Raw genomic sequence first — 22,745 nt, 5'->3', positions numbered from 1 at the left:
CAATTATTCTGTTTTCTATTATACCACTAAATGTCATCTTGTGGGACAAGGTGATGTTGGAAAGCATAAACAACAGCTTGTGTACGGTCACTCACCTCTAGCTTTGATAAGATATTGGACACATGTGTTTTCACTGTCTTTAAAGAAATAAATAATTCATCTGCTATGCGTTGATTTTCATAACCTTTTGCCAGTAGTCCTAAAATATCTCGCTCACGCGCAGTCAAATCTTCGTGCAATTCAATATGATTTCGATGATATTCTACTTTTTGGCTGACCTCTGTTTCAATAGCAAGTTCACCCTTGGCTACTTTTCGGACCGCTCGTAAAATATCATCAGCACTAGAAGTTTTTAGCATATATCCTTTAGCACCCGCATCTAAAACTGGATAAATTTTTTCATTATCCAAATAAGAAGTCAAAATGAGAATTTTAGCTTCAGGCCATTCTTTTAAAATGGCAAGCGTCGCTTCAATCCCATTCATTTCAGGCATGACAATGTCCATCATAATCACATCTGGGTGCAACTCCAAAGCTTTTTCAACTCCTTCGCGACCATTTGAAGCTTCTGCCACTACATCCACATCGTCTTGTAAATCCAAATAACCTTTCAAGCCAAGTCTTACCATTTCATGGTCATCTACTAATAAAATCTGCATCCTAAGCTCCTTTCAATAATGGCACACGAATGTCAATTGCCACTCCCTGCTTCGGAGCGGTTAAAATCTGCATTGTTCCTGCCATGTCATTTACTCTTTCTTCCATATTTTTCAAACCATAGCTCAATTCATCAGATGAGGTATGCTCAAAGCCAATCCCATCATCTGTCATTTTCAACTGCAATTCATTCCGAGTTTGATACAAATAAACATCTAAATGATTCGCATTGGCGTGACGGAGCGTATTACTGATAATTTCCTGAGCAATTCTAAAAATATGCTCCTCAATCTGTTTCGGTAATTTTTGAACATCATGGTGAAAACTCACCTCAATATCGCTTTTATCTGATAGCTCTTTCAAGATGAGGTTCAGCCCTTCAACTAAGCTCTTCCCCTCCAACTCTGTCGGTCTCAAATGTAGAAGCAAGATACGCAAATCCCTTTGGGCAGTATTTAAAATTCCTGATACGCCTGTCAATTGTTTTGATAAGCTATCCGTATCTAAGTTCTCCACTTGACATGTCACACCTGACAAAATTATATTAGCAGCAAAAAGCTCTTGACTGACCGTATCATGTAAGTCACGCGCAATTCGCTTGCGCTCTTTCTCAATAATCGTCTCCTCATTTTGCAGGGCACGGTTCTCTGACTTTTGCAGATTTTCTGTCAAATGAGTCAATTTCTCTGAAACCTGCCGAAAAGAGGCATCAATTTCAGGCTGATGAATTTCTTGCAATTCTCGACCTTCTAAAACATTTTTCAAGTTTGTCTGAATGGCCGACAAAGTGACCATTTGAATCACTTTAACACCTAAAATCATCAGCATCGTCAGAGATAAAGTCAGCACAATTACAAAGAAACTGAACTTTTCCAACCGCTCTACATTACTAAAAATCAGTTGCCAGTCAAAATTAAATAGACTAAAAATATAATGAATAATGATTCCTAAAATGAGTAGGGAATAAAAGCTAATCAAAAGATAGTAGACTTTTTTCATTTGCGAACCACCTCAACATTCCCTACAAACGTTGACAGGACAATTTTGACGCTTTTATGTGCTCGCTTGAAGTCCGGTGTCGTTAGGCTGATACTTTCATTTCGCAATTCATAGACAGGTTGATCTAAAAACTGCAATTCACCATATAGATTATTCACTTTCAGGCTGACTGCCACATCAACTGGCACAATGATTTTTGTGTTACCGAAAAATTTACGAAAAATAATCACATTGTCATGGTTTGTGATAATGACTTGTTCCAAATGAATCGTATCTTTCCCCATGAGACGGAAAAGATTGATGTCATCAAATCGACAGGTATCCGATGAACCAAAATGATGAAGATTTCCCAACCATTGATTTTTTTCACGTTTTTGTTCTACTGCATCATCAAAGATGAGAGTTGTCACTCCATTTTCTTTATAAATATAAGGATAAGCCACAATCATGCCATAAATGACCGCAAAGAGCAAGGCAGCAATAACATAAGGATTGAGCATGATAATGAAAAAAAGCAGTATGGTAGAGGTTACTAGCAGAAAATTTCCTCTTTGTTTTCCAAAATAATAATAGAGCAATAGCAAGAAGAGCACCAAAAAAAGAATAACACGCGAAAAATGACCAGACAAAATGGTCACTAATGCAAATGTCAGTAGAATAGATTCAACAAAGATAAAAAATTGGATCTTTCTCATAGCCTCGATACCTTTCTTACTCTATTGTATCAAAAACTTACAAAAATTCCTCCAGCTAAGGTATGAAAAGAAGGTAGTGAACTGAAAGAAAATATTTTCAAGTTCTAGTTTGTAGTCCTAGAAGTTAACATTTTTAATTACAATATACTGGATAAACTTGATTGAGCAGAAGCAATGTTTACCAATGATGTAAAACGAGTGCAAAAAAAGAGGGAGGGAAAATCGATTTAACAAAACTACGATTTTATCCTCTCTCTTTTTTAATTACTTGCACTAGCACTTGTGTCTGGTGTTTTTGAGCTGCTTCCATCATTACCACTAGTTGACGAACTACTAGAGGATGGGCTAGTTTTACCTGAGCTACTATCAGATTGTGAACTACTTTCAGATGTTGAAGAATCTTCGGTTTTTGGCTCATATACATATAAGACAATGCGATCACTCTTCAAATTCAAAGACTGACCAGCTTCTGGGTTTTGTCTGATAATCGTATTTGCCTGTGTACCCGCTGGAGCTGTTGTAACCGTACGTTTTTCAATATTCGCACCTTGAATACCAATCACTTCCGTCAAATTATTATAAGCAAATTCATAGGTTGAGCCGATATAGCTTGGCATCGTGACACTTGAAACGGACTTCGCTACTTTTAACGTAATACGTGTCTTTGAAGTCAAATCATAAGAGCTGCCTGCTGCTGGTGTTTGATCAACAACTGTTCCTGCCGCATACTCACTACTTTCAACTTCTTCTGTTTTAATTAAGCCTTTTGAAACCTTGTATTTTTGTACCAGATTGTTGATAGCATCTGCTCTTTTCTGACCTTTATAATCTTCCATAATAAAAGTTTTAGTCCCTTTTGAGACAATCAGATCCACCGTACTGCCCTCACGACGTTGCGTTCCCGCTTCTGGATTGGTGCGAATAACTGAATCTTTTTTAACAGAATCACTGTATTCGTCTTTTTCCTTGCCAACTTTCAAACCTGCAGTTTCGATTGCAGAACGTGCTTGGGCAATAGTTTTTCCAGTAACATCTGGGATTTTTACATTTGACGGACTCAAATAGACTAAAGCCACCAGAGCTACGATGACTAAAACCACCGCTGATAACAAAACTTTATAGCGCGTTCTTAAACGGCGCTTCTTTTTTGCTTTTGGCGTAGGCGTAGGCGTACTACTGACTACTTCTTTTGTAGGAGCAGGTGTTGACTTCGTCGCAGAAGTCAAGGTATTTTGTGATACTTTCGGCAGTGTCTTTGTGTCTGCTTTAGCAGTGTCATCAAAAACTAGCTTTTTCTCATTTCGACGGTCAGCAGATAAACAGCTTGATAAATCCACATACATTTCTGCAACTGACTGATAACGATCCGTCAATTTTTTTGCCGTTGCCTTGATGACTACATTTTCCAATGCTTGTGGAACGTTTGGATTTTCAGCAATAATGGACGGTAGGGGCTTTTGGAAATGTTGTAGGGCAATCGTAACAGCACTATCTCCATCATAAGGGATGTGTCCTGTCAGCATTTCATAGAAAATAATCCCCATGGCATAAATATCGCTCTGAACGGTCGCTTTTGAACCACGCGCTTGTTCTGGTGATAGATAATGTACAGATCCCAACATAGAGTTGGTTTGCGTTAAGCTCGTTTCTGCAAAAGCTACTGCAATCCCAAAGTCTGTTACTTTTGCATCGCCATCTGGAGTTAAAAGGACATTTTGAGGTTTTAAATCACGGTGAACAATCCCATGCGTATGCGCCAAACGCATCGCCAAAAGGATTTGTCCCATTATTCGCACCGCTTCTTCATTGGACAAAGGAGCATGCTCTTTGATATAGCGTTTCAAGTCAAGTCCAGCCACATACTCCATTGCTAGATATTGCTGGCCTTCTTCTTCTCCAATGTCGGTAATCCGGACAATATGAGGATGATCCAAATCTGCCATGGCTCGCGCCTCTCTTTGAAAACGTGCTACAGCAATCGGATCTGTCTGGTAATTGGTTCTTAGAACCTTAACCGCGACTTCTTCCCCGTCTAAAATCAAGTCTTTCGCCAAGTAGACATCTGCCATGCCTCCTCGACCAATTTGTTTGATGATTCTATATCGTCCGGCAAATATCTTGCCGACTTGAATCATTCTGCATCCTCCTTATGATAATGAATCAGGGCAACTGTAATATTGTCCAAACCACCTGCATTATTTGCAAAGCGAATCAAGGTTTCCGCTTTTTCTGAAAGAGCAATATCACTTGTCATAATATCATAAATTTCACTTTCTGAAATCATATTGGACAAACCATCGCTATTCAAAATAATGTAATCATCATCTTCTAAGCTAATCATGCCAACATCAGGCTGCACTTCGCCTCTTTGACCGATTGATTGTGTGATGATGTTGCGTTGTGGGTGACGTTCTGCTTCCTCAGGCGTAATTTGTCCTGCTTTGAGCAATTCATTCACCAAGGAATGGTCGCTTGTCAATTGCTTGTAACTGTCACCACGCACCAAACCAATACGAGAATCCCCTACATGAGCATAAATTGCTTGATTGCCAATAATTGCTAAGGCTTCAAGCGTCGTTCCCATGCCTTTATATTCTTCATCTTGACCAAATTGGTGAACTTTTTGATTTTCTGTTTCGAGATGTTCTGCGAACCACTCACGGACACCATTAATAGAATCAATTTGAGTATCCACCCAAGCGGCACCGAGGTCTGTTACTGCCATTTCACTAGCAATATTACCGGCACGGTGACCTCCCATACCATCTGCTAAAAGAATCATTGTCATACCAGCACGATTAACAAATTGATTGGCATAATCTTGATTATTTGTACGCTTCTGACCAACATCTGTTAATAATGAAATTTCCATACTGTCAGTTTCCTCCTTTAGGATATTCGTTTGAATTGACTGATGAAAAATCCGTCACTTCCATATAATTCTGGCGTAATTAAAATACAGCCATCTTTTAGAATATCCTGTCTATTATGTTCTAGTTTTACCTGTTTAAAATCTGGATGAGCTGTTAAAAACTGCTCAACAACTTGAAAATTTTCTTGCGAAACAATCGTACAGGTACTGTAAGTTATTATACCACCTTTTCGCAAGCTTTGACAAACACTATCCAGTATCTCAAGCTGAATTTTTTGCAACGAGGCAAAATCTGCATTTTCTTTATTGTATTTAATATCTGGTTTCCGTCGGATCAGGCCAATTCCTGAACATGGTGCATCGACTAAAATTTTATCAAAGGCATCTGCCCCAAAAGTTTCAAAAACCTTTCTCGCATCTAGCTTTTTCGTAATCACTTTATCTGCCACACCTAAGCGCTGTGCATTTTCTTTTATCAGAGCCAACTTATGCTCATAGAGATCTAATGCCGTGACCTGCCCTGTCGTTAAGTAAGAAGCAATGTGCATGGTTTTGCCACCCGGCGCACTGCATGCATCTAGCACTTTTTCATCGCCGCGCAATTCAAGACTTGGCGCAACCAATTGGCTAGACTCGTCTTGAATAGTAATAGCTCCTTCTTCAAACAAGGCATGCCCTGCAAAATGACCGTGGTTTTTCACCAGCGCACTCGGAGCTAATAGCGAATCTTCTGCCTGCAACACTTGTTTCAACTCTTCTTTACGGCTTAAATCCCCCACTCGAACACTGGCTTTATTCCGAAGAAATAAACTCTCAAAAATGGCTAGAGCTCGTTTTTCACCGTACTCTTCAATCAGCACTTTAACCAGCCAAACTGGTAGAGAATACTGAATGGAATAGCGTTTGTTTTTACGTTTAATACTGCCTATATCTGCCACACCGTCCCGCAATAATCCTCGCAGTACTGCATTGGCGAACTTTTCGCTTCCCTTTTTTCGCACCTTTGCCAACTCTACCGCTTCATTGACGACCGCATGCGCCGGAATTTTATCAAGATACAGTATCTGATACAAGCTCATCAGTAAGAGAAAATAAAGCCAAGAATCTAACTTATCTCGATCTTCAATAACATGAGACAAATACCATTCTAAAGTGATTTTACGTGCAACGGTACCATATACGATTTCTGTTACAAGTCCTTTGTCTGCAGAACTTAAAGGCACTTCTAGCAAAGCCTGATTGAGAGCGATATTGGAATAAGCTCCTTCTGAAAAAACTGCTTCTAAAACTGCAAGAGCCGTTTGCCGCGCTGTTTTTGTTTTATTGACCAAAGAAATCACCTACTGATAATTGCCGTCCCAGACCATTCAGAAAATCAACGATAGTCATTTTGGGCTTTCCAGCTGGCTGTACTGTTTTCAGAGAAAGTGCACCCTCACCAGCTGCTACAATCAATTCTTTTTTCCCAATAGCAAGAATTTCTCCTGGTTGACCAGCTCCTTCTACTGGAGTGGCTTCGTAAATTTTAAAACGGTCTCCATTTAAAAGCGTATGCGCGACTGGCCATGGATACATGCCTCGAATCTGATTAAAAAGTTGTCGATTGGTCTTGGTCCAGTCAATTCTCTCCTCTTCTGGTGAAATATTTGGTGAAAAAGTAACTTGATTTTTGTCTTGCGGAACAGGCTTTATATCCCCAGACAAATAGCTCGGCAAAGTGTCCAGCAACAAATCGCGTCCTACAAGTGCTAACTTTTCAAACATCGTCCCAACATTGTCTGTTTCCTCAATAGGAATCGCTCGATGCGCAATCATATCCCCCGCATCCATCTCTTTAACCATTTCCATAATAGTCACACCGGCTTCTTTGTCACCGTTGATAATGGCGTAGTGAATGGGAGCTCCTCCGCGGTATTTGGGTAATAGAGAAGCATGCACATTAACGGCAAAACAAACTGAATCTAGCAATTTGCTTGGTAGAAATTGACCGAAAGCTGCTGTGACGATACCATCAGCGTTTAAATTCATCAAACTATCTAATTCAGCACTTTTAGACAATTTCTCTGGCTGATAGACGGGTAAGCCATAGTCTAAAGCCAGTTCTTTAACAGGCGTCATACGGATTTCTTTTTTGCGCCCTACTGCACGATCTGGCTGGGTTACAACTGCCAAAATCTCGTACTGCTTGCTTTCCAATAATCCTTTAAGCACCGTTGCAGAAAAATCTGGCGTTCCCATAAAAATAATGTTTGTCATGGTTTCCTCATATTCTTTTTTACTATTATATCAGAAGAAGTCGTGTATTTCTTTAAAAAAGGCTACATAAAACTTTGTGGCTCATGATCAATACTCAAGCGTAAGTCTTTATTGACCTTTTCTTGCGTCCAATCCAAAATCTGATTCAACACATCTTGCAAGTGTTCTTCAAAACGGTATTTAATAATCAATTGATAGTGATAGAGGTTGTGAGTGCGGGCAATCGGCTTAGGAGTTGGTCCCAATATCTGAACCTTATCTGACAAGCCAGAACGTATCATATTCAAGACTTCGTATGACTTTTTGACGACCTCTGCTTCTATTTTATGAGACAAGGTAAGACCCACCGTAAAATAATAAGGTGGATAGGCCAACTGCTTTCTGATACTCATTTCATAAGCATAAAAGCCCTCATAATCCTGATTTTTCGCAAAAGTAATCGCATAATGCTTCGGATTGTAACTTTGAATAATCACATGACCTTCCTTTTCAGCTCGTCCTGCACGCCCAGCAACCTGAGTTAAGAGTTGAAAGGTGCGCTCAGATGAACGAAAATCTGGCAAATTCAAAGCCGTGTCTGCATTGAGCACTCCAACGAGAGTGACATTCGGGAAATCCAGCCCCTTTGCAATCATCTGCGTTCCCAGTAAAATATCTGCACGCCCTTCCCCAAATTCTTTTAAGATTTGTTCGTGACTGCCCTTTTTACGAGTGGTATCAACATCCATTCTCAAAATTCGAGCTTGCGGAAAGGCTTCTGCTAATTCACCGTAGGCTTTTTGTGTCCCAGTTCCATAGTATCGAATGCTCCGACTGGAGCAATTCGGACAAGTATGAGGAATCCCTTTTGAGAAACCACAATAGTGACAATTCATACTTTTCGTATCCATATGCAAGGTCAAGGAAATATCGCAGTTTGGACAGGTATCAACCGTTCCGCATTCACGACACATGACAAAACTAGAATAGCCCCGTCGGTTCAACATCAAAACAACCTGTTCTTTCTTATCTAGTCGATCTTGGATTGCCTCTAACAGAACCGGAGTGAAATTACTAGCCTCATTTTGCCCAATATAATCACGAAAATCCACAATTTCCACTTCAGGAATCTGAGCTTGCGGCTTGGCTCGCTTGGTCAATTGCAAAAAGTGATACACACCTTTGCCAGCCCGCGCTCTGCTTTCTAAACTCGGCGTCGCCGACCCCAACACCAGAACGGCTTGATTGTACTTTGCACGTAGTAAAGCGACATCTCGTGCATGATAGCGTGGATTGGAGTCTTGCTTGTAACTCGCTTCATGCTCTTCATCAATGATAATTGCACCAATATTTTTTAACGGAGCAAAAATGGCAGAACGGGCGCCAACAACAACTTGCGCTTCTCCTCGCTCAACTTTGCGCCATTCATCATACTTTTCTCCATTTGAAAGGCCTGAGTGAAGAATGGCAACTTTCTTTCCAAAACGCGCAACAAAACGATTGGTAACTTGTGGTGTCAAGGAAATTTCAGGCACTAACATAATGGCTGTCTTGCCACGGCTGAGCGCCTCTTGAATGACCTGCAAATAAACCTCTGTCTTACCGCTACCTGTCACTCCTTCTAGTAGAAATGGCTTACCACCATGCCCGATTTGCTGCGTGATAGCTTGAACCGCAACTCCTTGCTCTTCATTTAGCACCAGTGCAGAATCCGTTGCAACATTTTCAAAATAAGCCTCAGAACGACTAACTTCTTTTTCGATGATTTGTACAGCCTCTTGCTCCACAAAATAATGAATGACCTCTCTTGAAAAATGCTCTTTCAAATCCGCCAAACGGTACATGTCAGTCTGACCTTGCAAAACGTCTCGCAAGGCTTGCTTTTTTTTCGCCCGTTGGGGAATGACTAGCTGCTCCAAAATTCCTTGATTAACTTGATACCATTTTTCTGTTTTAATATGCTTTTGATCTATCGCTTGGTATTCTACCTGAATCGCCCCTTGCCGTGTCAAACGCATTACCTTAGCTTGCAGCTCTTTATCAAGCGATGAGAAATGTTGCTGCTCTGCATTGCCAAAAATAAGCAGTCGATCTTGTTCATTCAAAGAAGGTTGCGCATGGAGAATCTTATCATAGCTAGAATTCAAAAATCCCGGCAACATAGCTTTTAAAATTGAAATTTTGTAAGAAAAGACAGATTTTCTCAATTCTTCTGCCAACCACAGTTGCTCCTCATTTAAAACTGGCGTAAAGTCCAAAACCTCTACAATCTCTTTCAATTCTGGTGTCGTTTCTTCTGTCAGCTCTACGGCAATCCCTTGAATCAAGCGATTGGCTTTCCCAAAAGGCACATGCACACGCATACCAACTTCTAGCATAGTTGAAAATTCTTTCGGAACCGCATAACTGTAAGGTTTATCGGTCTGCATTAAAGGGACATCCACAATGACTTTTGCAAGTTGCACATTCTCACCACCTCTCATTTCTCATTAAAAGAAAAAATAAGATTGAGCTGACCCAACCTTAAATCTTTTCACCCTCTTCTTTTTCCTTGGCAATTTGTTCTTTAATTTTACGTTCTTCTTCTTCTTTGCGTAAGCGTTCTTCTTCAGCACGTCGACGAACTGCTTCCCGCTTGCCCTCAGGATCTGGGTGAATCCCGACATTGCCAGATTCGATTTCTTCTAAAGCACGAAGTGTTGATTTGACGGACTTAAACTCTTGAGTCGGAGCTGCTCCTTCTTCCAATTCATGAGCACGTTTTGCTTCAAGAATTACCAAGGAGTATTTTGAAGGCACCTTATCAAGCAAGGTGTCAATTGAAGGTTTTAACATCATAATTCTTTACCTAATTTCTAAATTCTTATCTAACTGAAAGTTGTTCTGACAGCATATCTTGATAGTGACCGATGACACGTTCCACGCGGAAATGCTCTGCTTCAATAACGCGCTTGACACGTTCCGCTGCTAACGGAACTTCATCATTGACAATGGCATAGTCATATTCGCGCATGAGAGCAATTTCTTCTCTTGCTTTGGCAATGCGTTTGGCAATTACTTCAGCACTATCTGTTCCACGTCCCACTAAGCGATCTTGTAATTCTGCCAAATCAGGTGGCGTCAAAAAGATAAAGACAGCATCCGGCACTTTTTTCTTCACCTGAAGCGCCCCTTGAACTTCAATCTCAAGGAAAACATCAATCCCTTTATCCAAAGTTTCATTCACATAGGTCAAAGGAGTTCCATAGTAGTTGCCAACATACTCTGCATACTCTAACATCTGACCTTGCCGAATCAACTCCTCAAACTCTTCGCGCGTACGGAAAAAATAGTCAACCCCGTCCACTTCACCAGGACGTTGAGCACGAGTTGTCATGGACACAGAGTATTGAAACTGATTATCCGAGCTTTCAAAAATCTCACGTCGAACCGTTCCCTTCCCCACACCTGAGGGACCAGAAAAAACGATTAACAAGCCACGATCCGCCATCATATCTCCTTCATTGTCTTTCTATCTAGTGTAACAAAAAAGCAGTATTTTTTCAACTGCTTTTTCGCATAGATATGTGCTTGTTTTTGAAAATCAATATAGGTATCATTTGCTTACAGGGAGCTGCACATCATAGATGAGTAGCTCATGTTAAGCAAGGTCTATTTGGCATAATCTACAGCACGCATTTCCCGAATGACCGTTACTTTGATATTTCCTGGATATTCGAGGTTGTTTTCAATCTTTTCACGCACATCATGAGCCAAGATAGTAATCTTATCGTCTTTGATTTGACCAGGATTGACCATAATCCGAATCTCACGACCTGCTTGTAAGGCAAAACTATTTTTCACACCTTCAAAACTATTGGCAATTTCTTCCAAATCTTGCAGGCGCTTGATATAGCTTTCAAGGGATTCGCTACGAGCACCTGGACGAGCCGCACTAAGCGCATCGGCTGCTGCAACAATAACTGCAATCACACTTTCAGGTTCTACATCACCATGATGACTGGCAATTGTATTGACCACAATTGGATGTTCCTTATACTTACGAGCCAATTCTGTCCCAATTTCCACATGGCTACCTTCCACTTCACGGTCAATAGCCTTTCCAATATCGTGAAGGAAGCCTGCACGGCGAGCTAAGTTAGCATTTTCACCGAGTTCACTTGCAATGACACCAGACAACTTAGCAACTTCAACAGAATGACGCAATACATTTTGCCCATATGACGTACGGAATTGCAAGCGTCCCATAATCTTCATCAAATCCGGATGTAAGTTTGGTGCACCGATTTCATAAGCCGCTGCTTCACCATATTCACGAATCTTATGGTCAATTTCCAGACGATTCTTCTCCACTAATTCTTCAATGCGAGCTGGGTGGATACGACCGTCTTTCAGCAGGGCTTCCATTGTCATGCGTGCAATTTCACGTCGAATAGGATCAAAACCAGATAAAGTCACCACTTCTGGTGTGTCATCAATAATGACATCAATACCCGTTAAACTTTCAAAGGTTCGAATATTCCGACCTTCACGTCCAATAATGCGACCTTTCATCGTATCATCCGGCAGATGAACTGTTGAATTGGTTTGCTCCGCAACATAGTCACCTGCAATCCGTTGCATGGCTTGGACTAAAATATCCTTTGCCATTTTATCAGAACGTTCTTTGACTTCTTGCTCTGCTTCACGAATACGCGTCGCAATTTCCTTTGATAACTTATCCTCAGTCTGAGTGAGAATGATATCTCTGGCTTCAGTTTGTGAAAGTGAAGCAACACGCTCTAATTCTGCTTCTTTGTGCTGCTCCAACTCTGTCAGTTTGTTTTCACGCGCCTCAAGGTTTTTGTTTCTATCAGAAATACTTTGTTCTTTCTGCTCGAGTGTTTTTTCTTTGTTGGTCAAATTGTCATCTTTACGATCAAGACTTGTCGCACGTTCTGTCAAACGACTTTCCAATTGCTTCAATTCTTGACGATCAGATTTAAATTCTGCCTCAACTTCTTCTCGATATTTTCTGGCTTCTTCTTTTGCCTCTAACAGTGCTTCTTTTTTAAGGGATTTACTTTCGCGCTTCACTTCTTTTAATAACAAATCCGCTTCGCGCTCAGCTTGTCCACGTAAATTAGTTGCTTCTTGTTCAGCATTTAAAAGAGTAAGTTCCGCAGCTTCTTTCGCAGATTTCATGCGAACTGTGATACTTACATATCCAATGACTAAACCAATGATGACGGCAAAAACACCTGCAAAAATCATTTCCATGTTTTTACCTCAAATTATTGATATTGAATTGTAAAATTCTTAATTATTTTATCATAAAAATCGATTTTTCACAAACTAAATTCTTATAAATACGTGACTGTTTTCACATTCTTTTTCGCGAATCCTTTTTCCTGTCTGGATTTGGTAAGCAGAATTTTTTTCTTTGCTAGAGCAAAATATGGTATAATTTATTAAAAGTAAAAGGAGTTCTATTTATGGTCAAAGAAGTCATTGTTGAAAGTTTTGAGTTGGATCACACGATTGTCAAAGCCCCCTACGTACGCTTGATTGGCGAAGAGGCGGGACCTAAAGGGGATATCATTTCCAACTTTGATGTTCGTCTGGTACAGCCTAATGAAGATGCCATTCCGACCGCTGGACTTCATACGATTGAACATCTGCTAGCTAAGCTCATCCGCACTCGGATTGACGGTATGATTGACTGCTCACCTTTTGGCTGTCGTACTGGCTTTCACATGATTATGTGGGGACGACATAGTACAACCGAAATTGCCAAAGTCATCAAGGCAGCTTTAGAGGAAATTGCTGGAGAAACCACCTGGACTGATGTTCCCGGAACAAGCATTGAATCCTGTGGAAATTACAAAGACCACAGTCTCTTTTCTGCCAAAGAATGGTGCAAGTTAATTTTAGCTCAAGGGATCTCTGACGATCCTTTTGAGCGGCATCTTGTATAAAATAAAAAAACGGACAGGAAATGCAAATTCTCCTGCTCGTTTTCTTTTTTATTGACGAATTAAGTAATCAAACGCTCCCAAAGCTGCTGTCGCTCCTGACCCCATTGAAATAATGATTTGCTTATAAGCACTATCAGTACAATCACCTGCCGCAAAAATTCCTGGAACATTTGTTGCACCATGTTTGTCAACAATAATTTCACCACGTTCATTGAGAGCAACTGAACTATCTTTGAGCCAGTCTGTATTTGGTAAAAGACCAATTTGAACAAAGACACCGCTGAGTTCGATTTTATGTTCTTCATTGTTCGCACGATTGAGATAAGTAATGGCTTCCACTTGATCAGAACCTTGAATTTCTTTTGTTGCTACATTGGTTAGAACCGTCACGTTTTCAAGTTGGTGTACCCGATCTTGCAATACTTGATCGGCTTTCAAAGTTGGTAGAAATTCTAACACATAAACATGCTCTGCCAGACCAGCCAAGTCAATCGCTGCTTCAATACCAGAATTTCCTCCACCGATAACAGCTACTTTTTTACCTGTAAAAATAGGACCGTCACAATGTGGACAATTGGTTACACCTTTTGTTCGGAATTCTTCTTCACCAGGAACATTAACATTTCTCCAGCGAGCACCAACAGAAAGAACTGCCGTTTTCGCTTTCAGAACAGCTCCATTTTCAAGTTCCACTTCAATCAATTCCTTTTTCTCAATGTTCTTCACACGTTGATTCTTCATGATATCAATTGGATATTTCTTGGCATGTTCTTCTACTTGCGCCATCAGCTTAGGTCCTTCTGTATAGGGAGTTCCAATCATATTTTCAATACCAACGGTCTCCATCACCTGTCCACCGAAAGTTTCAACGACCATACCTGTACGAATTCCCTTACGAGCAGCATAAATAGCTGCGCTATTTCCTGCAGGTCCGCCCCCAACGACCAACACATCAAATGGTTCTTTTTTGTCAAATTCTTCACTTGAAGCAGGTCCAGAAATTTTGTCAAGCAGTTGCTCAATGGTCATACGACCATTCGCAAATTCTTCACCATTTAGAAAAACCGTTGGAACAGCCATAATCTTTTTGTCTTCAACTTCTTGTCTAAACATGCCTCCTTCGACCATTGTGTGGCTGATATTAGGATTCAAAATAGCCATCACATTGAGAGCTTGCACAACGTCTGGGCAATTATGACAGGTTAAGCTGACATAAGTTTCAAAATGAAGTGATTGCTTAATAGCTTGAATTCGGTTTACAACAGCATCTTCTACTTTTGGTGCGCGACCAGAGACTTGTAGCAAAGCAAGCACAAAAGATGTAAATTCATGCCCCAAGGGAAGACCTGCAAATTGAACACGACCTGCTTGACCAACTTGTGTCACGATAAAACTTGGTTTACGGTTAGTTTCTGTATTTTCTAGTGATAAACGTGGAGACATTGCTACAATTTCCTCTAGAAAAGCCCGCACCTGCTCAGAACGCTCATCTTGACCTAAAGACGCTTGAAATACAACATCAGATTCTAAAAGTTCCAAGTATTGCTTCAGTTGTGCTTTAATTGTTTCATCTAAAGCCATATAAGCCTCCTTAAATTTTACCAACTAAATCAAGACTTGGAGTCAGCGTTTCAATTCCTTCTTTCCACTTAGCTGGACACACTTCACCTGGATGGCTACGTACATATTGTGCAGCATGGATTTTGTCAATCAAGACAGAAGCATCACGCCCAACACCGTCTGCATTGATTTCAAGTGCTTGTACAACTCCATCTGGATCGATGATAAAGGTACCACGTTGAGACAGCCCGCTTTCATCTAACACGTCAAAACCAAGTGAAATAGTGTGAGATGGATCTCCAATCATAATGTACTCAAGTTTTCCAATGGCATCTGAATGATCATGCCAAGCTTTATGTGTAAAATGCGTATCTGTTGAAACAGAATAAACTTCCACACCTAGTTCTTTAAGAGCTGCATACTGCTCTTGCAAATCCTCCAACTCAGTCGGACAAACAAATGAAAAATCAGCAGGATAGAAGCAAACGACGCTCCAATGACCTTTTAAATCTTCACTAGAAACTGTGATAAATTTCCCGTTTCCAGCGTGATAAGCATCTGCTGTAAACTCGACAATTTCCTTACCAATAAGTGACATAAGATTACCTCCAAAATTAGTTTTATAATAAAATAAAAATCTTATAAGCCCATTATAGCCTATAAGATTTTTAGTGTCTAATATCTTGCTTGAAAACGTTTCCTAATAATCCAAAGCATCTGCGTAACCCGCGCCATTTCCTACAAAATAACCCGTTTTACAGTTAATACTAAAGAGGTAGGTGCCGTCCGTTCTAAATAAATTGTAATAACCATTTCCGTTGATAATATTCACACGTTCAAGAATATAATTATCTCCTGTGAAATAGCCACGTTCCCGTGAGGTTGCTAAGATTTTTTCTAACACACCAGGATTGAAATTCCAAGCTGGATTATTACTGTCGTTAATTTTAGTTTGGTCGTACGGCACTCGGCTCAACTGACGCTGTAAATTCGTGCCTGACGCTGGTGCTGCTGGAGCAGTTGTTTGCGCTGGTACAGAAGCTGGTTGTTCTGCTACAGGTGGTTGAGCGGAGCTTTGTGACGGTGCAGCGGCAGCCTCAGATTGAGGAGCTGGCGTTGCTACTTGCTGGCTCTTGCCTAAGCTAATCGCAGATTTCAACACCTTATCCAAGTCCGTATTTCCAGTTGTGACATCTGTAAATTTAGCATCAGCCTTAACCTTTGCTTTAGTATCCAAAACACCATCTGTAATAGCTGCTGAAGTGAATTGCGCATTCAAATTTTGAACAGCTTCAACTTGTTTGACCAAGCTATCGTATTTTGCTTTGGCAACATTGTACTCGTTGGTATTTTTTAATTTTTCCAATGCTGCTTTTAGTTTGTTTAAGTTTCCGAAACTGCTGTTTTTCAAAGCCAATTTATTGGCATCTGTAAAGAATGAATCATAAAGGCTATTGAAAGCTTTCAAATCCTTATTTTCAGAGCTAGAAGCGGTAGAAGATTTACTTGTTTGGCTCGTCGAAGTTGTGGTTGTTTTCGCTTGCTTTTTGTTCAAAGACAGATAAGCTGTTCCGCCGATTAAAGCCAGTAAAATAACACTTACTGCTGAATACACGACTTTTTTATTTTTATAAAATGGAACTTTCTCCGTTTCCATTTCTTCATCCAGCGCTGTAAAAGTCGGATAGTTTTCCGTTGACTCAGTTGAACTCACAGGAATATCATCCATTTCAGGCTGAATTGGTTCCATTATTTTTGTCTCAGCCTCTAGCTCCTCTGGAGTTTGTGTACTGTTTTCTTCCGAAGTTTCTTGCGGTTCTGCTTCGCTGGCTGCAAGTGCAGCTACTGTTTCATCAAAGGCAGACTCCTCAGACGCTACCTCTGCAGATTCTAGGTTTTTTTCCTCTTGAACCTCCTCGTGCATCTCTTGGATAAATTCTGCCAAGTCTAACTGGCTCAGTTGTTTTTGATCTTCTGCTTCAGGCATTTCTTCTGCAGATTGAGCCGAAAATTTTCCAGCTTCAATTTCTTGACGATGCTGTTTGATGTATTTATCCAGTACATTGTCCTCTTCCGTCACTCCTGCTTCAAGTTCTTCACTTTTTCGAGCAGCCTGACCAATCGTCATTTCTTTAGCTGTTTCAAAATCAAGAATTGATTCTTTTTCTTCTTGTTCTGGCAAATGTTTTTCGTCTTTACTCACGGCAAATCCTTTCTAATCTATTTGGCGTTTGACTCTCTGACCAAAATATTGGTACAAATCAACTTTTAAAGTCCCGTTATAGAGTTTGCGTTTTTTATCGGCTTGACTGCCAAATTTTGTTTCAAATGCATCATCACTCGTCAAGATAAATTTGCTCCACGTCTTTAGTGGCGCAAAAGTCTGTCCCATTTCTTGATAAAGCTTGGTCACAGCATCATCATCCAACAATCGCTCGCCATAAGGCGGATTGGAAACGATGACACCATTTATCTTGTCGGTGTGCAAATCTTGCAAACGCATTTGCTTGAAAACAATCTGCTCAGAAACACCTGCTTCTTCGGCATTTCGCTTGGCAATCTCCACCATACGTGCATCAATATCAGTCCCTAAAATATCAAGCTGAATGTCTTGCTTAATCTGTCCTAAAGCTCTAGCACGAACACGCCTAATCAAGTCTGAGTCAACCCAATTCCACTCTTCAAACGCAAAATGGCGATGAAGCCCCGGTGCTATATTCATGCCAATCATAGCTGCTTCAATACAGAAAGTTCCTGAACCACAGGTTGGATCAATCAAAGGCTTATCTGGATACCAATTGGACAAGAGCAAAATCGCAGCCGCCATATTTTCTTTAATCGGTGCACCACCTTTTTCAGTCCGATAACCACGTTTAAAGAGACTAGAACCTGTCGTATCGATTAAGACAGTTGCCACGTCTTTCAAAATAGAAACTTCAATTTTGAACTCTGCTCCATTTTCTATTAAGGGAACACCTTCGGGTCGAGCATAATGCTTTTGCAGCTTCTTGGCTACTGCTTTTTTAGAAATAGCCTGCACACTTGGTTCATTGTGAAGTTTTGATTTGACACATTTTACCTTGGCAATAGGAAATTTAGCTCCCAGCGGTAGATAATTCTCCCAATCCAGCGCAAAAACTCCCTGAAATAATTCCTCAAAGGTCTTAGCCGGAAAGTTGCCAACAACAATTTTAATACGGTCTGCCGCGCGCAACCAGAGATTCGTTTCAATAATGGTTTCAACAGTTCCGTCAAACCGCACGCGCCCATTCTCTACTAGACATTCTATGCCAAGATTTCTGATTTCACGACCAACCACAGCCTCTAAACCAGCCGCAGCAGTCGCAATCAACTTAAATTTTGTTTTCATTCGTCCTCTCAAAATAAAAGCTAGCATAATACGCTAGCTAAACCTATATGCAACTTTCTATAAGCCATGTTTTGTTCCAGAAATAACTAGGTATCATTTCCTTCGATAATCATCTGTCTACTGTTACCAGTCAGAATGCTGCGTTCGTTTCCACGCATTCCGTGCCCCGACCAAAGTTTGGGTTGCTAGCTTGAGGGGTTTACCGCGTTCCACTTCTTGCGTTTCCGCAAAAACTACGTCACTGTGGCACTTTCAGACCTATTTTGACTTATCAAAGACTTAGCCATTTCAGTCGCCGTAACGGATACTTCCGTCCCTAGGCTTATTGTTTCACCTAGCACAAACACTACGGGCATCACAGCCCGTGCTAGCATGGACTTTCCTCATGAAAAGACGAACTCTTCACGCGATTATCCAAAAATTGCACATTACTGATTAAATTTCGTTATTTAAGATTTGCTTGCCGAATACTTCTTTTTCCAAACGATTTAAGCGTTTTAAAATATCAAAATTTGTCAGCGTAGCAGATGCCGCTTGATGAGGGGTTTCCATGATAGATTGCGTCAAAGGTGAAGTCGCCGCCTCATTTGACTTTTTAGCGAGTTCTGCTTTCAAACGAGCATTTTCTTCACGCAGTTCCTTTACCAAAGCAGCATATGTCTCGTAATCTTTAATGACATCATCTAAAAATTCGTCCACTTCAACCTTGCTATAACCACGGACACCAACTTTAAAATCTTGATCAAAAATATCTTTCGGTGTGTAAATAATACTAGCCATTTCTCTCTCCATTCTCGTTCATTACTTTAATTATATAAAAAATGAACCGCAAAAATCAAGGTTAAACATCTAATTTTCGGAAAAATTTTCTGCGACCTCATTCAAGTCATCAAATGTTAATTGTTTGATAAAGTATTGTTCTTGTTTCTTCATCATTTGGTAAAGATATTTTAAATTTGTTTCATTTTCTTCATCGTAAAAAATATAAGCCCCGTCTGTATTACTGAGTAGAAAGTGATTGTAATCACGAAATTGGCTGGGATTTTCATAATGAGGATAGGCGTATTTAACAAAATCCACCTGTTTGAAACGGTTTAATTTTTCTTGATTGACTTCATTCCAGTTTTCACCTTGATTCTCAAAAGTAAAAATCGTTGCAATTTGAAAATCGTAATCTTGCTGCAATTCTTTTGCAACCTCTAGTGCCCAAACTTCAAAACCTAAGTTCCCAGTGAAAATCAGCCACTCCGCACTTTCTTCCAATAAACGCGTCAAATCTCGCTGAATGGCTTTTTTAATAATCTTGATTCGAGGGTCTTTGTCATTAAAAATTCCCAAATCAAAATTCCGATAACCTACTATTAACACGCTAACCACTTAAATTATCCCTTTATTTCCTTTTTTATGTTATAATAGAGTGATGTTATTGTACCAATAAGGAGATATATGGTCAACTATCCACATAAAGTTCCCTCTCGAAATTCATTAAGACTTCCCAAAAAGAAGTCCGTTGACTTTGCGAATCGGGGAATGTCGTTTGAAAAAATGATCAATGAAACGAATGATTATTATCTTAGTCACGATTTAGCGGTCATTCACAAGAAACCAACCCCTATTCAGATTGTAAAAGTGGATTATCCCAGACGTAGTCGAGCAAAAATTGTTGAAGCCTACTTTCGACAAGCCTCTACAACAGACTATTCTGGTGTCTATCAAGGACATTATATAGATTTTGAAGCAAAAGAAACACATCAAAAGGCTTCCATGCCGATGAAAAATTTTCATGCTCATCAAATCAAGCACATGGAACAAGTCGTCAAACAAGGAGGAATTTGTTTTGTTTTATTGCACTTTTCAGCCTTAAAATCGACATATCTACTTCCTGCTCCTTATTTAATTAACTTTTTCAAGATTGACAAGGGGAAAAAGTCCATGCCGCTTGACTACATTCAAAAGCATGGATATTCTATCTCACAGAATGGTCTTCCTAGCATTCCCTATCTTGAAATCATTCAACAAAATTTACTAGGTGGTAAAATAAATGAATAAGCAATCTTTACTGACAGCTGCAAAATATGTAGCTATCGGTCTCATTACATTATTTATGCTTGGAGTTGTAGCTGGTGGAGGAATTTTTCTCTATCAAGTTCACAAGGCACCTGCCTTGTCAGAAAAGAAACTAGTCGCCACAACTTCCAGTAAAATCTATGATAGTGAAAACAATCTTATTGCTGACTTAGGTTCTGAAAAAAGGGTCAATGCGGCAACAAGTGATATTCCAACTGACTTAGTACGAGCTATCGTTGCAATTGAAGACCACCGTTTCTTCAACCATCGCGGCGTGGACTCTGTTCGTATTTTGGGTGCTTTCTTGAATAATCTGCACAGAGGAAATCGACAAGGAGGGTCAACGTTGACGCAACAGTTGATTAAACTGACCTACTTCTCCACTTCAAGTGCCGACCAAACACTATCACGGAAAATTCAAGAAGCCTGGTTAGCTATTCAATTGGAGCGCAAAGCCACTAAGCAAGAAATTATTACATACTATGTAAATAAGGTCTATATGTCAAATGGTAACTACGGTATGCAAACAGCTGCTCAAAGTTATTACGGCAAAGATTTGAAAGATTTAAGCTTGGCTCAAACTGCTTTATTGGCGGGGATGCCTCAGGCACCAAACCAATACGACCCTTATACAAAACCAGAAGCAGCCAAAAATCGTCGCAATCTTGTATTGTCAGAAATGTATAAACTCAAATACATCTCTGCTGAGCAATATGAAAAAGCAGTCAATACACCCGTCACAGATGGTCTGCAAAGCTTAAAAAATTCAGCTTCTTATCCTGCTTACATGGATAATTACTTAAAGCAAGTTATTGAGCAAGTCCAAGAAGAAACGGGTTATAACTTGCTGACGACGGGAATGGAAGTGTATACAAACGTAAACAGAGCGGCTCAAGAACGCCTTTGGAACATTTATAATAGCAATGAATATGTTGCTTATCCAGATAATGAATTACAAGTAGCTTCTACCATTATAGATGCTACAACTGGTAAGGTAATTGCTCAACTAGGAGCCCGAAATCAAGCTTCAAATGTTTCTTTTGGTACTAACCAAGCAGTTGAAACCAATCGCGACTGGGGATCAACCATGAAACCAATCACGGATTACGCTCCAGCCATTGAAAATGGCATTTACACTTCTACAGCTGCTTATATTAGTGATGCTCCTTATAATTATCCTGGAACAACTACTCCAGTCTACAACTGGGATATGCGCTATTTTGGAAACATCACCATTCAGTATGCACTTCAAGAGTCTCGGAACGTTCCAGCTGTCAAGACGTTAGAAGCTGTCGGACTCAGCAAGTCTAAGAAATTCCTAAGCGGACTGGGCATTAATTATCCAGATATGGTATATGCAAATGCCATTTCAAGTAACACGACAAAATCCGATCGAAAATATGGTGCCAGCAGTGAAAAAATGGCTGCTGCCTATGCTGCTTTTGCAAATGGTGGAACTTATTACAAACCACAATATGTCAGCCGTGTTGTCTTTAGCGATGGAACCTCAAAAGATTTCTCTAATCAAGGTACAACCGCAATGAAAGAAACAACAGCTTACATGATGACAAATATGCTGAAAACAGTTCTTACATCTGGTACTGGGACCAATGCAGCTATATCTGGTGTCTATCAAGCTGGTAAAACAGGAACTTCCAACTATTCCGATGATGAATTGGCGAAACTAACGAAGCCTTATGGTGGCTCTAGTGTTGTGACTCCTGATGAACTCTTTGTTGGTTATACGCAGAAATATTCAATGGCGGTATGGACAGGTTACACTAATCGTCTTACTCCTGTTCTGGATGACGGTGTGAAAGTTGCAACAGATGTTTACCGTGCGATGATGTCTTACTTGTCTGAAAGTGGGACAGAAGACTGGGAAATGCCTAGCGGCCTTTATCGTAGCGGAAATTATGTCTTTTTAGCCAATGCAACTAATAGATATCAACAAAATTATTATAATTCTACTTCAAGTTCTATCTTAGAAGAATCGTCTACATCTTCAAATAGTCAAGAAAGCTCTACTCAAGAGTCATCAAGTAGTTCTTCATCAAGCAGTTCTTCATCAAGTACGGAACCCAGTGCTTCCACATCTACAAATTCTCCTAATAACAGTAGAAATTCGGAAACTCCTCCCGCACGAAATCGATAATGAAGAAGTTTCTGAAAGCCAAGCCGTTTAGAAGTTAACACCTTCAAATCAGAGTTTTGTAAAAATTAAAAAACACGAACAATCTTATAGCCAGTTATTTACTGGTCTTGATTGCTCGTGTTTTTAATATTTCATTCTCTTGCAGAGTCTTTTGAAGCAAGATTAAAAGTTTTATCTC

At 40.1% G+C, this 22,745-nt stretch carries 20 protein-coding genes and 1 other RNA gene; 3 read left to right on the top strand and 18 right to left on the bottom strand.

Annotated elements, in window-relative coordinates:
- Positions 1–26: 26 nt before the first annotated feature.
- From SanJ4206_RS02040 to SanJ4206_RS01990, 11 genes are all read right to left on the bottom strand, one after another.
- Entirely contained in the window at positions 27–659 is a 633-nt protein-coding gene (locus tag SanJ4206_RS02040; RefSeq protein ID WP_003028406.1) for a response regulator transcription factor, read from the bottom strand.
- A 1-nt stretch (position 660) separates the two neighbouring features.
- Complete coding sequence (locus tag SanJ4206_RS02035; protein ID WP_003028408.1) at positions 661–1,656, bottom strand: envelope stress sensor histidine kinase LiaS; 996 nt, start codon at positions 1,654–1,656, stop codon at positions 661–663.
- Positions 1,653–2,351 carry a cell wall-active antibiotics response protein LiaF gene (gene liaF / locus SanJ4206_RS02030; protein ID WP_003028409.1) on the bottom strand — a complete coding sequence of 233 codons (699 nt, stop codon included), beginning with the start codon at positions 2,349–2,351 and terminating at the stop codon, positions 1,653–1,655. Before liaF ends, SanJ4206_RS02035 begins: the two co-directional genes overlap by 4 nt.
- Before the next feature lie 260 nt (positions 2,352–2,611).
- Positions 2,612–4,486: a Stk1 family PASTA domain-containing Ser/Thr kinase gene (gene pknB, locus SanJ4206_RS02025; RefSeq protein ID WP_003028410.1), complete on the bottom strand. Its 1,875-nt coding sequence runs from the start codon at positions 4,484–4,486 to the stop codon at positions 2,612–2,614.
- Entirely contained in the window at positions 4,483–5,223 is a 741-nt protein-coding gene (locus SanJ4206_RS02020; RefSeq protein ID WP_022525304.1) for a Stp1/IreP family PP2C-type Ser/Thr phosphatase, read from the bottom strand. Before SanJ4206_RS02020 ends, pknB begins: the two co-directional genes overlap by 4 nt.
- A gap of 17 nt (positions 5,224–5,240) precedes the next feature.
- Positions 5,241–6,554, bottom strand: coding sequence for a 16S rRNA (cytosine(967)-C(5))-methyltransferase RsmB (gene rsmB, locus SanJ4206_RS02015; RefSeq protein ID WP_022525305.1), 1,314 nt, complete (start codon positions 6,552–6,554; stop codon positions 5,241–5,243).
- Positions 6,544–7,479 carry a methionyl-tRNA formyltransferase gene (gene fmt, locus SanJ4206_RS02010; RefSeq protein ID WP_003028413.1) on the bottom strand — a complete coding sequence of 312 codons (936 nt, stop codon included), beginning with the start codon at positions 7,477–7,479 and terminating at the stop codon, positions 6,544–6,546. Before fmt ends, rsmB begins: the two co-directional genes overlap by 11 nt.
- A 62-nt stretch (positions 7,480–7,541) precedes the next feature.
- Entirely contained in the window at positions 7,542–9,923 is a 2,382-nt protein-coding gene (locus tag SanJ4206_RS02005) for a primosomal protein N' (RefSeq protein WP_037582605.1), read from the bottom strand.
- A gap of 58 nt (positions 9,924–9,981) precedes the next feature.
- A complete protein-coding gene (gene rpoZ / locus SanJ4206_RS02000; protein ID WP_003028415.1) occupies positions 9,982–10,296 on the bottom strand; it encodes a DNA-directed RNA polymerase subunit omega in 315 nt (104 codons plus the stop codon).
- Positions 10,297–10,321: 25 nt separating this feature from the next.
- Complete coding sequence (gmk, locus tag SanJ4206_RS01995; protein ID WP_003043430.1) at positions 10,322–10,948, bottom strand: guanylate kinase; 627 nt, start codon at positions 10,946–10,948, stop codon at positions 10,322–10,324.
- Positions 10,949–11,109: 161 nt separating this feature from the next.
- Positions 11,110–12,717 carry a ribonuclease Y gene (locus tag SanJ4206_RS01990; RefSeq protein WP_003025825.1) on the bottom strand — a complete coding sequence of 536 codons (1,608 nt, stop codon included), beginning with the start codon at positions 12,715–12,717 and terminating at the stop codon, positions 11,110–11,112.
- Positions 12,718–12,932: 215 nt separating this feature from the next.
- Here SanJ4206_RS01990 and SanJ4206_RS01985 point away from each other — a divergent pair, with 215 nt between their 5' ends.
- Entirely contained in the window at positions 12,933–13,415 is a 483-nt protein-coding gene (locus SanJ4206_RS01985) for an S-ribosylhomocysteine lyase (protein WP_003028416.1), read from the top strand.
- 48 nt (positions 13,416–13,463) lie between these two features.
- Here SanJ4206_RS01985 and ahpF read toward each other — a convergent pair whose 3' ends face one another.
- From ahpF to SanJ4206_RS01950, 7 genes are all read right to left on the bottom strand, one after another.
- A complete protein-coding gene (ahpF, locus tag SanJ4206_RS01980; RefSeq protein WP_022525306.1) occupies positions 13,464–14,996 on the bottom strand; it encodes an alkyl hydroperoxide reductase subunit F in 1,533 nt (510 codons plus the stop codon).
- A 10-nt stretch (positions 14,997–15,006) separates the two neighbouring features.
- Complete coding sequence (gene ahpC, locus SanJ4206_RS01975) at positions 15,007–15,573, bottom strand: alkyl hydroperoxide reductase subunit C (protein WP_003028418.1); 567 nt, start codon at positions 15,571–15,573, stop codon at positions 15,007–15,009.
- Positions 15,574–15,675: 102 nt separating this feature from the next.
- The gene (locus SanJ4206_RS01970; protein ID WP_003028419.1) at positions 15,676–17,178 is read right to left on the bottom strand and encodes a cell division site-positioning protein MapZ family protein; all 1,503 of its coding nucleotides are present in this window, start codon (positions 17,176–17,178) and stop codon (positions 15,676–15,678) included.
- 12 nt (positions 17,179–17,190) lie between these two features.
- Positions 17,191–18,345: a THUMP domain-containing class I SAM-dependent RNA methyltransferase gene (locus tag SanJ4206_RS01965; RefSeq protein WP_022525307.1), complete on the bottom strand. Its 1,155-nt coding sequence runs from the start codon at positions 18,343–18,345 to the stop codon at positions 17,191–17,193.
- Positions 18,346–18,400: 55 nt separating this feature from the next.
- Positions 18,401–18,767: RNase P RNA component class B (gene rnpB / locus SanJ4206_RS01960), an RNA gene on the bottom strand.
- 13 nt (positions 18,768–18,780) lie between these two features.
- The gene (gpsB, locus tag SanJ4206_RS01955; protein WP_022525308.1) at positions 18,781–19,125 is read right to left on the bottom strand and encodes a cell division regulator GpsB; all 345 of its coding nucleotides are present in this window, start codon (positions 19,123–19,125) and stop codon (positions 18,781–18,783) included.
- A 69-nt stretch (positions 19,126–19,194) separates the two neighbouring features.
- Positions 19,195–19,722: an SLOG family protein gene (locus SanJ4206_RS01950; RefSeq protein WP_003028423.1), complete on the bottom strand. Its 528-nt coding sequence runs from the start codon at positions 19,720–19,722 to the stop codon at positions 19,195–19,197.
- Between the two features lie 69 nt (positions 19,723–19,791).
- On the opposite strand from SanJ4206_RS01950, the gene recU reads away from it, so the two are divergent.
- On the top strand, positions 19,792–20,394 hold the full coding sequence (recU, locus tag SanJ4206_RS01945) for a Holliday junction resolvase RecU (protein ID WP_003028424.1): 603 nt from the start codon (positions 19,792–19,794) through the stop codon (positions 20,392–20,394).
- Positions 20,387–22,567 carry a penicillin-binding protein PBP1A gene (gene pbp1a, locus SanJ4206_RS01940; RefSeq protein ID WP_157622017.1) on the top strand — a complete coding sequence of 727 codons (2,181 nt, stop codon included), beginning with the start codon at positions 20,387–20,389 and terminating at the stop codon, positions 22,565–22,567. The genes recU and pbp1a overlap by 8 nt, the downstream gene beginning before the upstream one ends.
- The last annotated feature ends 178 nt before the right edge of the window (positions 22,568–22,745 follow it).

The organism is Streptococcus anginosus (assembly GCF_001697145.1).
Lineage (GTDB): Bacteria > Bacillota > Bacilli > Lactobacillales > Streptococcaceae > Streptococcus > Streptococcus hominis.
The sequence above is the reverse complement of the archived record's forward strand: the minus strand, read 5'-3'. Positions and strand labels throughout refer to the sequence as shown.

What these genes read in the sequence shown, in the direction of transcription:
- SanJ4206_RS02020 (WP_022525304.1), bottom strand. Translation starts at nt 5,223, where the DNA reads ATGGAAATTTCATTATTAACAGATGTTGGTCAGAAGCGTACAAATAAT.
- SanJ4206_RS01985 (WP_003028416.1), top strand. Translation starts at nt 12,933, where the DNA reads ATGGTCAAAGAAGTCATTGTTGAAAGTTTTGAGTTGGATCACACGATT.
- rpoZ (WP_003028415.1), bottom strand. Translation starts at nt 10,296, where the DNA reads ATGATGTTAAAACCTTCAATTGACACCTTGCTTGATAAGGTGCCTTCA.
- fmt (WP_003028413.1), bottom strand. Translation starts at nt 7,479, where the DNA reads ATGACAAACATTATTTTTATGGGAACGCCAGATTTTTCTGCAACGGTG.
- liaF (WP_003028409.1), bottom strand. Translation starts at nt 2,351, where the DNA reads ATGAGAAAGATCCAATTTTTTATCTTTGTTGAATCTATTCTACTGACA.
- ahpC (WP_003028418.1), bottom strand. Translation starts at nt 15,573, where the DNA reads ATGTCACTTATTGGTAAGGAAATTGTCGAGTTTACAGCAGATGCTTAT.
- recU (WP_003028424.1), top strand. Translation starts at nt 19,792, where the DNA reads ATGGTCAACTATCCACATAAAGTTCCCTCTCGAAATTCATTAAGACTT.
- SanJ4206_RS01965 (WP_022525307.1), bottom strand. Translation starts at nt 18,345, where the DNA reads ATGAAAACAAAATTTAAGTTGATTGCGACTGCTGCGGCTGGTTTAGAG.
- pbp1a (WP_157622017.1), top strand. Translation starts at nt 20,387, where the DNA reads ATGAATAAGCAATCTTTACTGACAGCTGCAAAATATGTAGCTATCGGT.
- gmk (WP_003043430.1), bottom strand. Translation starts at nt 10,948, where the DNA reads ATGGCGGATCGTGGCTTGTTAATCGTTTTTTCTGGTCCCTCAGGTGTG.
- gpsB (WP_022525308.1), bottom strand. Translation starts at nt 19,125, where the DNA reads ATGGCTAGTATTATTTACACACCGAAAGATATTTTTGATCAAGATTTT.
- SanJ4206_RS01990 (WP_003025825.1), bottom strand. Translation starts at nt 12,717, where the DNA reads ATGGAAATGATTTTTGCAGGTGTTTTTGCCGTCATCATTGGTTTAGTC.
- SanJ4206_RS02040 (WP_003028406.1), bottom strand. Translation starts at nt 659, where the DNA reads ATGCAGATTTTATTAGTAGATGACCATGAAATGGTAAGACTTGGCTTG.
- pknB (WP_003028410.1), bottom strand. Translation starts at nt 4,486, where the DNA reads ATGATTCAAGTCGGCAAGATATTTGCCGGACGATATAGAATCATCAAA.
- SanJ4206_RS02035 (WP_003028408.1), bottom strand. Translation starts at nt 1,656, where the DNA reads ATGAAAAAAGTCTACTATCTTTTGATTAGCTTTTATTCCCTACTCATT.
- ahpF (WP_022525306.1), bottom strand. Translation starts at nt 14,996, where the DNA reads ATGGCTTTAGATGAAACAATTAAAGCACAACTGAAGCAATACTTGGAA.